At 41.5% G+C, this 11,390-nt stretch carries 10 protein-coding genes; 2 read left to right on the top strand and 8 right to left on the bottom strand.

The features are described 5' to 3' along the window. Nucleotides 1-44 precede the first annotated feature (44 nt). From ACLJJ6_RS04060 to rnz, 3 genes are read right to left on the bottom strand one after another with little or no spacing between them, the layout of a single operon-like run. Nucleotides 45-386, bottom strand: coding sequence for a lipopolysaccharide assembly protein LapA domain-containing protein (locus ACLJJ6_RS04060; protein ID WP_412990150.1), 342 nt, complete (start codon nucleotides 384-386; stop codon nucleotides 45-47). Nucleotides 387-397: 11 nt separating this feature from the next. Beyond that, nucleotides 398-1,213 (bottom strand): SDR family NAD(P)-dependent oxidoreductase, encoded by an 816-nt coding sequence (locus tag ACLJJ6_RS04055; RefSeq protein ID WP_412990149.1) that lies wholly within the window; start codon nucleotides 1,211-1,213, stop codon nucleotides 398-400. A 22-nt stretch (nucleotides 1,214-1,235) separates the two neighbouring features. Then, nucleotides 1,236-2,162 (bottom strand): ribonuclease Z, encoded by a 927-nt coding sequence (gene rnz, locus ACLJJ6_RS04050; protein ID WP_412990148.1) that lies wholly within the window; start codon nucleotides 2,160-2,162, stop codon nucleotides 1,236-1,238. A 177-nt stretch (nucleotides 2,163-2,339) separates the two neighbouring features. On the opposite strand from rnz, the gene ACLJJ6_RS04045 reads away from it, so the two are divergent. Both ACLJJ6_RS04045 and ACLJJ6_RS04040 read left to right on the top strand, forming a co-directional pair. Continuing rightward, a complete protein-coding gene (locus tag ACLJJ6_RS04045) occupies nucleotides 2,340-2,612 on the top strand; it encodes a hypothetical protein (RefSeq protein ID WP_412990147.1) in 273 nt (90 codons plus the stop codon). Nucleotides 2,613-2,626: 14 nt separating this feature from the next. Continuing rightward, nucleotides 2,627-3,412: a hypothetical protein gene (locus ACLJJ6_RS04040; protein WP_412990146.1), complete on the top strand. Its 786-nt coding sequence runs from the start codon at nucleotides 2,627-2,629 to the stop codon at nucleotides 3,410-3,412. A 295-nt stretch (nucleotides 3,413-3,707) separates the two neighbouring features. Here the strand turns inward: ACLJJ6_RS04040 and ACLJJ6_RS04035 are convergent, their stop codons facing one another. The 5 genes from ACLJJ6_RS04035 to ACLJJ6_RS04015 form a co-directional block, all read right to left on the bottom strand. After that, complete coding sequence (locus tag ACLJJ6_RS04035; RefSeq protein WP_412990145.1) at nucleotides 3,708-5,723, bottom strand: acyltransferase family protein; 2,016 nt, start codon at nucleotides 5,721-5,723, stop codon at nucleotides 3,708-3,710. A 30-nt stretch (nucleotides 5,724-5,753) separates the two neighbouring features. Then, complete coding sequence (gene obgE, locus ACLJJ6_RS04030) at nucleotides 5,754-7,049, bottom strand: GTPase ObgE (RefSeq protein ID WP_412990144.1); 1,296 nt, start codon at nucleotides 7,047-7,049, stop codon at nucleotides 5,754-5,756. A 121-nt stretch (nucleotides 7,050-7,170) separates the two neighbouring features. Continuing rightward, on the bottom strand, nucleotides 7,171-8,964 hold the full coding sequence (gene uvrC, locus ACLJJ6_RS04025) for an excinuclease ABC subunit UvrC (RefSeq protein ID WP_412990143.1): 1,794 nt from the start codon (nucleotides 8,962-8,964) through the stop codon (nucleotides 7,171-7,173). Between the two features lie 183 nt (nucleotides 8,965-9,147). Continuing rightward, nucleotides 9,148-9,891 carry an amino acid ABC transporter ATP-binding protein gene (locus tag ACLJJ6_RS04020; RefSeq protein ID WP_412990142.1) on the bottom strand — a complete coding sequence of 248 codons (744 nt, stop codon included), beginning with the start codon at nucleotides 9,889-9,891 and terminating at the stop codon, nucleotides 9,148-9,150. Continuing rightward, nucleotides 9,881-11,383, bottom strand: a complete 1,503-nt coding sequence (locus ACLJJ6_RS04015; protein ID WP_412990141.1) for an ABC transporter substrate-binding protein/permease — start codon at nucleotides 11,381-11,383, stop codon at nucleotides 9,881-9,883. Before ACLJJ6_RS04015 ends, ACLJJ6_RS04020 begins: the two co-directional genes overlap by 11 nt. Nucleotides 11,384-11,390: the final 7 nt, after the last annotated feature.

Here is an 11,390-nt window from a genome sequence, read left to right as displayed (position 1 = left end):
TCGTCCAAATAACTGAATTGTTAAATTTTTGTTTTGCCCTTCGTTTACAGTTCTTCTAAATGAGACTTTTGGGGGTGCTTCTCATTACCGACATTATTCACCCGTCGTTTCAGGGCCGCATTTTCTGTCCGCAACTCATCAATCTGCTTGGCCGCGGTATCCATTTCGTGACGATGTTGCTTTTTTTGCGCAACCAACGTCCCCGTTGAGACCAAGAAGGTTATCAACGCCCCCGCAACTAAGGAAACCAAAATCACTAATACCAGCGGCCAGTGAACAGTCGTAAACAATAAGCTTAGTGACACTTCGTTGACATTGACGACTGCAAAAACTGCTACCACTAAAACTAAAATTAAAGTAATTATAACCCGCCATTGATTTTTCATATTTTTCAGCCTTACTTTCGATTAAAGAATGAACTGCCAGCTAAGTAATCACCGAGATTGGGAAAAAGCTCGTATCCTCGGTGAATCACTTCCATGTACAGAGGTGCGTTGATTTCACGACGCCGACGGCCAACTGCCTCACTAATTTGGCGCGCAACTTTTTGCGGTGATAATGCTAAAAGCTTCACACTCTCAAAGTAATTTCCACTTGGGTCTGCTTGTTTGAAGAAATTAGTCGCCATTGGCCCGGGGTTAACCGTGGTTACCTGGATACCCAAAGGTCGCAGCTCCAGACGCAACGCATTTGAAAAGCCAATGATGGCAAATTTAGTAGCAGAATAGGCGGTCGATTTTGGTGTCGCAATCTTCCCAGCAACCGAGGCAATGTTGAAAATTTGACCCCGGTTGCGTGTAATCATTTGTTGAGCGATTCGGCGCGTCACATACATTAATCCCAACACGTTTACCCGAAACATCGCTTCCACTTTTTCCATTGGCATTGTCTGAAACGGTTCGAAAATACCGAAGCCCGCACTATTAACCAAGACGTCGACCGGACCAAAATCACGTAAAACATGACCCAATTGTTGGTCAATTGCTTTGGGATCAGATACATCCAGTTTCACAACGTAGGCGTTGCCCTGAGAAAGAGATTTACACTTTTCTGCAACCTTCCGCAGAGCGGTCACATTGCGAGCACAGAGGACTACATTTGCGCCTCGTTCTGCCATCTCATAGGCGACAAGTTCCCCCAGACCACTTGACGCTCCAGTAATTAATACTAGTTTACTATTTAAATTCTGCAATTCCTTTAAATGAGCTAGCATCAAAAAACCTCCTTGCCTTCAGTCACCGAAGCGGAACATTAATGATATCAAAATCATGGACAACCTTGGTATTCTTAAAAACCGTTTGTGCCTGTTTTTGTAATTCATTAGCCATCTTTCCTGTATAACGAGCAGAGATGTGCGTTAAAATTAACCGATGAACGCGACTCTCCTTAGCAATCGTGGCGGCCTGAATGTTGGTTGAATGGTAATAATTCCGTGCCAACTTACTTTCATTCTTGGCAAACGTACTTTCATGCACCAAAACATCAGCATCCTGCGCCAAAATTAAACTATTTTTTGTTTTGCGTGTATCACCTAAAATCGTAACGATTCTGCCTGGCTGAGGTTCCCCCAAGAATTCTTTACCATCAATCTGGCGTCCATCCGCTAAAGTAACCATCTCGCCTCGTTTTAACTGCCCGTATAATGGTCCTGAAGGAATTTGAAGCTGTTTTAACTTTTCAACCTGCAGCTGACCAGGATGTGCCTTTTCTTCAATCCGGTAACCCACACTTTCAATCCGGTGGTCCAATCTTAGGAAGGACACTTTAAATTTCGCGTCTTCGAAGATAACACCTTCTTCACCAAGCTCAACAAAGCGAATCGGATAAGACAAGTGCGAATCTGAGACCCGCATTGCAGTCTGCACAAATTGGCGAATTCCACGAGGCCCATAAATGATCAGCTCGGATTGTCCGCCCTGAAAAGAGCGACTACTCAATAGACCAGGTAATCCAAACAAATGATCACCGTGCAAATGAGTGATAAAAATCTTATCAATTTTTCGCGGCTTGATATTCGTACGTAAAATCTGTTGTTGGGTCCCTTCCCCGACATCAAATAACCAAATCGAATTTCGTTCATCTAATAACTTTAAAGCAACACTTGTGACATTTCTAAATTTACCGGGAACACCCGCTCCGGTTCCTAAAAATTCTAATTCCATAACACGTCGTTCCCCATTTACTCTTGTTTATAAATCCTACCCTAATACCATACCACAAAATTCCCTAAATTTGCTATGGTCACCCTCTTAGTTTACACTTCATATGGACTCTCCAATCATTTATAATGAATTTGTAACAATCGACCCAAACTCTCACGATATAATAAGGACAGATCAATGCGATTAATGGATTTCAATTTATCAGTAGCCGAACTGGATCCCCAATTAAAAATGTACTATATGGAAAATGGCATTCCCAAGGCAGTCAATAATTTGCAAATTAAAGCTAATCGGCTTATTTTGGGCACAGGAAAAATACCATTAACACTAAACCAGTTTGAGACACGCACCCAAACCTTATCGGGAACCACGCAGTTAGGTTTTTCGCTGGAGCATCCCCATAAGTTATTTGGCTACCATCTTCGCCGTGCTAAACTAATTTTAGGATAGGATTGAATTAACGTATGAAAAAAATCATTTTATTTTTATTACTAGGTGCGTCATTACTCAGCGGGTGTGGCAACCAGCGTCATGAAACCCATTATCAAGACAAGGGTAAATCTGCATTTGCAAATCAGAATAAAAATGTGCATCAAAGCGATAAAATGCCAACCAGCAGTTCCAACAAAACGGCAGTTTCTAGTCCAAGAGCTTCATCATCTCATCCGTCTTCGGAACCTGCTGGCAACTATACAGTGCCCAAAAAGATTCAAAAAAGTGCTAATTATGTTGCGCAAGGTGATTTAAAGCACACCAAACAATTTACCTATGATGACTTCGGTACGAAACTAACCTTGAATACATTCAAAAAAATTAACCAAACCGTAACTAGTCGTCCCTTGGTCTATCACTTCACACAAGTACGCCTTATAAAAAATGAAGCTAAAACAAGTAAAGCGCGTGCAGTGGTGGCTGATGCCTTTAACAGTTCTCGTATTTCCAGTACGTATTATACGTTACAGATCAAATTTACGGTTCAAAACCAGAGCAAAACGCGCGTCGTAGCAAGTGGACTGAACTATGTTAGGCTTTCATCTAACTATGCTGGAACTCCCCTAGAGAATATGGTGGACGGTTCGGCCGGGAAAAAGATTGCAGGTAACCAAACTATTAATACCAACGTGGTCATTTTGGTGCCTGCTAATCTCGTCCACACCCTTCATAGCGTTACACTACAATTTGCCGGCGCCTATGACACTTCTGGGAACAGTCTTTCCAAAGATTCCCTCGCCACAAAAATTACGTTTTAACTAGACTATGATCGGGATAATGTTCTTTGAAGTCCTCAAGAGCAGTCTAAAATGAGGCTGCGATTTCAAATAGGCTTAACACAAATTAGTTAGGGACATTTGCATTTCTTCTTTTCGGTTTTATTTAGCAATTAAAACGTCACCTCAAGTTTTCGGTTTTATTTAGCAATTAAAACGTCACCTCAAGAGGGCAAATGTCCTTTTAATTTTCAAAATAAAAACTGGTATTGGTTAGACACTAATACCAGAAAGTGTAGACCTCAAAAAAAGGAACCAGGACATTTGCCCTAGTTCCTTAATTTGTTTTACCGTATTTGACAACTGCTTTGGTAATTAAAGCCGTATAGGCCTTGCTACCGGTAATATTTGGATGCACATGATCACCGTAAAACCAATTTGGCTGATTTAAACTTGCACCATGCCAGTCCACAATATGCACATTCTTATACTGTTTGGCAGCGGTGCGAATGGTGTTATTTACTTGGGATTCCCAATTCTTGGTGGGTACATGGACGTTCACCCAAAAGATTTCGCGCTTGGTCCCCACAATAGACACAATTGTTTTTAATTGTTGTTGGGTAAAGGCACCATTAGTTCCCAAGTTAATAAGCACATTGTCACTCAAATTTCCTTGCGTAGCTAACTGCTTTAACAAACTTGTGGCCTGCCAAACCTGTCGGCCAACTTTAGCGGAAATATACGCATTAGGAAACACTTCTTGCAAATCATCAGATGTATCCGCCATGATAGAATCGCCAATGCCTGTAACTGACATTTTTTGCGCGAGTTTAACCTCAGATGGTTCTAAATTATACTTGGTTTTAATTTTTTGTTCAGTACTGGTTAACTTGATGGCTTTTTCTTTTTTAATTCTCGCAAGTTCAGCCGCACGCTGTTTCTTTTTTTGTCGTGCCTGTTTTTGCGCCTGTAGAGCTTTGGCATTCTGTGCTGAGGACTTCTTCTTATTTTTAGAAATGTTAAGCTGCAAGGCACTAGGACGATTACCTTGGTTGGAGCCATTGGCAATCCCCACTCCAGCCAAAACGAAAATCAAGACAATCGGTATCAACCAGTATCTCTTTTTCCCATATACGGAGTCACGTTTGAAGAATTCACGACCAACGCCGATCAATTGCCCGTAATTAAAGTGTGCCAATGGGGTTTCGATGAATCGATAGGAAAGATCACTAATCACGACAATAATAACAGCTTCAATCAAGGCGTTGAGTAGCGGGTGAGCAGCGATGTTAACCACTGCCTTTTCATAAAATATCATCACAGGAAATTGGTATAAATAAATTCCATAACTCCGTTTTCCAATCCAAGCAAACAGCGGATTACTGAATAAGCGATCCCCAAACTTGGTTCCCGGATGAGCAATAACTGCAATTAAAATGACCGCGAATAAAGAGAAGAGCAACATTCCCCCACGGTAAACAAAGCTGCCTGTCCCGCTCATTTTGATCCCCATCCAGACGATGAAGATTAAGGAAAGGGTTCCTAGCGTATTCAGCACAACCCGACCATTTCGCTTTAAATGCGGATTTAAGTGGGTCGTCGGCCAGAAGAAAGCTAAAGCCGCCCCTAATAAATACGGTGTCATCCGCGTATCTGTCCCGTAATAAACGCGATTCGTGTTGGCGGGATCGTACAAGATTAACATCAATAAGGCAGACACAATCGCCAATCCGTTAAAGACGCCAAGAATATGCCCTCGATTTTTGAAAACAATTAGTAAGGCAATCATCACAATTGGCCAGATAAAGTAATATTGGCCAAGCACGGATAAATACCATAAATGTGTAAAAGGAGATTCGCCGTTATAGCGGTCAAAATAAGATTGTCCATGACCAATTTGCCACCAATTATAAACAAACAGTAAGTTCGTCCACACAATTGACTTAATATGCCCCAACAGATCCTGCGCAAATACCGTCATATAAGCGGTACTGGCCACTAAAACTGTGACGAGTGTGGGATAGATTCGTTTTAGACGGCGTTTATAAAACGAAAGTACTTTAATTGAGCCATTTTGGTCCCACTCCTGAACAAATAAATCAGTAATCAAATATCCAGAAAGTGCAAAAAAGATCGGAACTCCCAAATAGCCGCCCTTCATATCATACGGCAGCAAATGATACAAAATGACACCTAGTAAGGCCAATGTACGCAGGCCGTCGAATCCTGCTATGTATCGGCTATGTTTCAGCCGTTTAGCTTGTTTTGCACTTGCTGTTCCCAACGTATTTTTCAGGGGTGAACCTTTTTTTCTTCCAGCCTTGCCGAAAGCAATAAGCTTTTCAAAATCCATACACAATCCCTCTGTAATTCAAAAATTAACTTACTCAACGAATTCAAACGTAAAATCTAAGATACGCACCGAATCCCCATTTTTAATTCCTGCTTGCCTTAAGGCGTCATCAACACCCATTCCCCGCATCTGGCGTGCAAAACGAATTAAACTATCATCATGTTCTGTGTTTGTCATCTTAAATAATTTTTCTAATTTTTCACCAGACAGGACCCACGTCCCATCTTCATCACGCTCAATTGTAAATGGTTTTTTAGCTTCATACTTATAAGTCGCTTCATTATTAGAAACTTCTGGTGCCTTGACCGGATTCGGTGTCGACTCTAATACATCAGCCGTTCGTTGCATTAGGGCTTGCAATCCTTGGTGAGTAATCGCAGAAATCGGAAAAATCTCCGGAATTTGTCGGCCATCATGTTGCTCTCGAAGCCGGGCCTGAAATTCTTTTAGGCATGTCTCAGCATCTGGCATATCCATCTTGGTAGCCACAATGATTTGCCGCCGGTTAATGAGTTCTGGATCATACTTTTTAAGTTCTTCATTAATTTTTTGATAACTTTCGTAAGGATTCTCTTCCTCAAGGCCACCCATGTCGACCAAATGGAGCAACACTTTGGTGCGTTCAACATGGCGCAAAAATTCAAAACCTAAGCCTACACCTTGTGATGCGCCTTCGATCAATCCGGGAATATCAGCAATGACAAAATCGCGTCCGTCATCTAATTGAACCATCCCCAAATTTGGAACTAAAGTTGTAAAATGATATTCTGCAATTTTGGGTTTAGCACTAGTGACCACTGAAAGCAGGGTGGATTTACCAACGGACGGAAAGCCTAACAACCCAACGTCAGCTAACAACTGCAACTCCAATTGGACATTGCGTTCCTGCCCAGGCTCCCCATTTTCGGCGATCTCCGGTGCTGGATTTTTGGGGCTCGCAAAATGGATATTGCCACGACCACCGCGACCGCCCTTTGCGATAACCAGAGTATCATTTTCATCGACAAGATCACCAATTACTTCGCCAGAATCGGTGTCTTTGACAATGGTGCCCCCGGGAACCTTAATTACCAGGTTTTCGGCACTGCGCCCGGTCATTTGCTTATTCATGCCATTGCTTCCTGAACCGGCCTTAAATTTCCGCTGATAACGAAAATCCATCAGCGTTCGCAACCCGGTATCGACTTTAAAAATGACATCGCCACCGTGTCCACCGTCACCACCCGCTGGTCCACCATTGGGCACAAATTTCTCTCGCCGAAAAGCAACGGCACCGTTTCCGCCATTGCCAGCCTTTATACTAATTTTAACTTGATCAACAAACATATTTTTTCTCCAATACTGTTTAGCGTGACTTAAGTTTTGCAATACCTCTATTTTACCAGAAACTCACCTTAATCGATAATGGTTCTTGCTAGTCGCACGGCTGATAATGACTGCCAAACATCTAACTTCGACTTTTACTTGTCCCGCTTAACGAAATTTTGATTGTTTTCGCCACAGTCGCCGAAATACCCAAATCCTGCAAATCAGCTACAGAGGCTTCTGAAATTTTACGCATAGAACCAAACTTACGCAGTAATTTATTACGTGTCTTTGGCCCCACCCCGGCAATATCATCTAGTCGCGAGCTCAGTGAATGTTTGGTGTGCACTTGCCGATGGAATGTGATTGCAAACCGATGAACCTCGTCTTGAATGCGTTGAACGAGGTAAAAGCCTTGACTCTTAGGATCTAACAATACGTGACGATCATCTGGTCCATATAAGAGATCGGCCGTCTTATGCTTATCATTTTTAACCATGCCTGCCACCGGAATATGCAGGTCCAACTCATTTATCAAGACGTCTTTAACGGCATTCAACTGGATCTCACCACCATCCATCAAAATGAGATCAGGTAGTGTCTGGTGCTCCTTTAACAGGCGGGTGTAGCGACGGCGAATAACTTCTCTCGTGCTTGCGGCTTCATCAGCATGGTCAACGGTGGTCAACTTATATTTACGGTAGAGTTTCTTATCCGGTTTGCCGTCCGTGAAAACAACCAACGCCGAAACTAAATCAGTTCCCTGAATGTGGGAATGATCAAAGGCTTCAATGCGATGTCCCGCCGGAATACCCAACGCATCTGTAATTTCCTTCATGGCACCAACCGTCTTCGAATCATCCAATTCTAATAGCCTGAACTTTTCTTCCAAGGTAATTTGGGCATTTTCGTGCGCTAAATTCATCAGGTCACGTTTTTGGCCACGTTGCGGCGTACGAACCGGAACTTGTAAAATGTCGCTAATAACTTGATTCTCCAACCCTGCAGGAACCAGAATTTCGTTTGGTAGTAAATGATTTTTCTGATTATAGAACTGCAAAATAAAAGAAGTTAATTCTTCCGTAGCGGTGCTTACAACTGGAAAAAGCCGTTTCTCCCGTTTCATTAAACGTGCTTGCCGAATAAAGAAGATTTGAATTGATAACCAGCCTTTATCAATATAGAAATTGAACAAATCACGAGGCGTGTTGTCATTTGAAATGATTTTTTGCTTTTCAACGGTCACTTCAATATAGTGAATCTGATCCCGGATATCTGCTGCACGTTCAAACTCAAGATTAGCTGATGCTTCGTTCATCTTGGTAATAAGATGCTTTTTGGCATTTTTAACATTGCCATTTAAAAATGATTTGATGCGCGCAATCTGTTTGGCATATTCCTCTTCTGGCACAGTTTTAAAACAGGCACCCAGGCATTGCCCCATGTGATAGTACAAACAAGGTCGGTGTTGATACCCATTACAACGCCGCAAAGGATAGACCTTCTGCAAAAAATGCAACGTTTCTTCGGCCGCATAAACGTTTGGATAAGGTCCGAAATAGTAGGCCCCATCCTTTTTTAAATCACCAGAAATAAGGATTTGTGGATCGCGTTCGTTGGTAATTTTAATGTACGGGTACCCGGTCCCCCGCTTCAACTTAATGTTAAAGTAAGGCTGATACTTTTGAATTAGGGTGATTTCTAGAAGAAAGGCTTCTTTATCGCTAGAAGTGACAATATAATCAAAGTCCGCAATTTCAGAAACCAACCGGGCCGTTTTACCGTCGTGGGAACTCTTAAAATAAGAGCGAACCCGATTCTTTAAATTTTTGGCTTTTCCAACGTAAATAATCTGACTGTTAATATTTTTCATTTGATAACAACCAGGCAAATCGGGCAGTAACGCCAGCTTATGTTCAATGTGTTCCGAAGCCAACTGTTCATCTCCCCCTTGTCATCATAAATCGTAATTAGTCCGTAACATTATAACGCCATTCGTTATTGCAAGCAACAATAAAGCAAACACACATTCGAATAAAAAACGTGGTCTAAAGGGTTGCCCTCACTTTTCCACTTGGTCTAGTGATTACCCTTTATTCCACGTCTTTCCTATCTTAACCTATTGAACCAAAATCTTAGAAAGAAAATCTTTTGCCCGTTCTGTCGTGGGATGTTCGAAGAAGTCTTCTGGTGTCCCTTTTTCTTGAATATAGCCGCCGTCCATAAACCAAATTTGATCCGCCACTGACCGTGCGAAACCCATTTCGTGAGTGACGACGACCATGGTCATACCTTCCTTAGCGAGATCTTGCATGACTTTTAAAACATCCCCAACCATTTCTGGATCCAGTGCTGATGTGGGTTCGTCAAAGAGCATCACTTCTGGTTGCATCGCTAGAGCACGTGCAATGGCCACTCGCTGTTGTTGCCCGCCAGACAAATTCGTTGGAAATTCGTCCCCTTTGTCTGATAAACCAACTTGCGCTAATAATTTTTGGGCAGTTTGTGTCGCTTGATCCTCAGCCATGTTCTTGACTTTCATGGGAGCCAACTTAATATTGTCCAAGACCGACATATTTGGAAATAAATTAAAGCTTTGAAATACCATTCCCATTTTTTCACGCAACTCATCTAACTGAACTTCTTTTAAACTGGTCAAATCGGTGCCTTCGAATAAAATATGACCGTCAGTTGGTTGTTCTAGTAAAGTTAAGCAACGTAAAAAAGTACTTTTACCGGCACCTGAAGGCCCAATTACACAGATTACTTGTCCCTTTTCGACAGTTTCCGAAATATCTTTTAAGACTTCCGTTTCATGGTATTTTTTCTTTAGGTTTTGAATATCTAGTATTTTAGTTGGCATGTTTCATTCTCCCTTCGAAGTAAGCCAATAATTTTGACAAACCAAAAGTTACAATAAAGTATAGCAACATTGCTACCACAATTGGTGCAACGCCCCGATACGTATCAGATTGAACGATCTTCAGTTGATAAATCAAATCGGTCACACCGATAATGGAAACAATGGAACTCTCTTTAATTAAAGAAATGAATTCATTTCCAAGTGCTGGCCAAATATTTTTGATAGCCTGCGGTAAAATAACATACCGCATCGTTTTCCGTTTGGACAACCCTAAACTCCGTGCAGCTTCTGTTTGCCCCTTGTCAACAGAATTAATGCCCCCTCGGATTACTTCAGCGACATAGGCGCCACTATTCAAGGAGACGGCGATAATTCCTGAGGTCAAAGCCGGTAAATTAATAATCAAACCAATTCCAAAGTATACAAACATAATTTGAACCATCAATGGTGTCCCACGCACAAATTCAATGTAAGCCGTTGCGATGGCTTTAAGAATCTTATTGTGGCTCAAACGCATAAATGCCAAAATCGTACCAAGAATAAACCCAAAGAAGACAGAAAATGCGGAGATAAGTAAGGTGTAGCCGATTCCTTTCGCGAAGTATTTCCAGTAGTGCAGCATTGAAGTATCAACTGTGTTCGTCTTCATATGACTGCCAGCTTCTTTTAAGTATACTTTATTAATTAAGTCTTCTTTTTTTATCTTCGCTAAACTCTTGTTAACGGCAGCCGTCAAAGTTGTTGCGCCTTTTTGAAAGGCAATTGCAGAACTGGTTTCATCTGAACTAAGGTTAAAATTTCCGTTGATGGAACTCAGTTGAGGATTATTTTTGACGTAAGCTTCCGCACTTGGTTTTTCCATGACAATGCCATCAATTTTATTTGTCTGTAAGGCCAAGATTAAATCGGCACCTTTATCAAAACCTTTGACTGTGACATTAGAAATCTGCTTTTTGGCCATGTTGTATTGCATTGTCCCCGTTTGGGCGCCTAAGATTTTGCCTTCAAAAGATTTCTTACTGGTATATAAATGGGCATCCTTTTTATTAATGACAATGTCTTGGCCACCCTTATAATAAACATTTGAAAAGGTAACATTCTTTCGTCTCGCTGGCGTTGGATTCATTCCCGCCATGACCATATCAACTTTTCCGGTTTGAAGAGCTACCAATAAAGAATCAAAATCCATATTTTTAATCTTTAACTTAACGCCTAAATCTTTGGCAATTTGACGTGCAATACTGATATCCATCCCGACATCAATACTTTTACCGTTCTTCGTTGTTTGAAATTCATACGGGGCGTAATCAGGACTCGTGCCTAAAACCAACACGCCTTTCTTCTTGATATTAGCTAGTGACTGATCTTTGGTCGTTGTACTAGAACTAGAACTAGAACCCGAATTTGAATCAGCAGCTGCTACATTTCCAAACGGTAAAACTGAAAATAGCATTCCGATCAGCAAGATCATTTCCAAAAACTTTTTCTTCATATTTCAA

The sequence above is a fragment of the Pediococcus siamensis genome, from assembly GCF_047220215.1.
Lineage (GTDB): Bacteria > Bacillota > Bacilli > Lactobacillales > Lactobacillaceae > Pediococcus > Pediococcus siamensis.
This window is presented reverse-complemented; position numbering and strand designations above follow the sequence as displayed.

Coding starts and splice junctions, on each gene's coding strand:
- ACLJJ6_RS04060 (WP_412990150.1), bottom strand. CDS start 386: ATGAAAAATCAATGGCGGGTTATAATTACTTTAATTTTAGTTTTAGTG.
- ACLJJ6_RS04055 (WP_412990149.1), bottom strand. CDS start 1,213: ATGCTAGCTCATTTAAAGGAATTGCAGAATTTAAATAGTAAACTAGTA.
- rnz (WP_412990148.1), bottom strand. CDS start 2,162: ATGGAATTAGAATTTTTAGGAACCGGAGCGGGTGTTCCCGGTAAATTT.
- ACLJJ6_RS04045 (WP_412990147.1), top strand. CDS start 2,340: ATGCGATTAATGGATTTCAATTTATCAGTAGCCGAACTGGATCCCCAA.
- ACLJJ6_RS04040 (WP_412990146.1), top strand. CDS start 2,627: ATGAAAAAAATCATTTTATTTTTATTACTAGGTGCGTCATTACTCAGC.
- ACLJJ6_RS04035 (WP_412990145.1), bottom strand. CDS start 5,723: ATGGATTTTGAAAAGCTTATTGCTTTCGGCAAGGCTGGAAGAAAAAAA.
- obgE (WP_412990144.1), bottom strand. CDS start 7,049: ATGTTTGTTGATCAAGTTAAAATTAGTATAAAGGCTGGCAATGGCGGA.
- ACLJJ6_RS04020 (WP_412990142.1), bottom strand. CDS start 9,891: ATGCCAACTAAAATACTAGATATTCAAAACCTAAAGAAAAAATACCAT.
- ACLJJ6_RS04015 (WP_412990141.1), bottom strand. CDS start 11,383: ATGAAGAAAAAGTTTTTGGAAATGATCTTGCTGATCGGAATGCTATTT.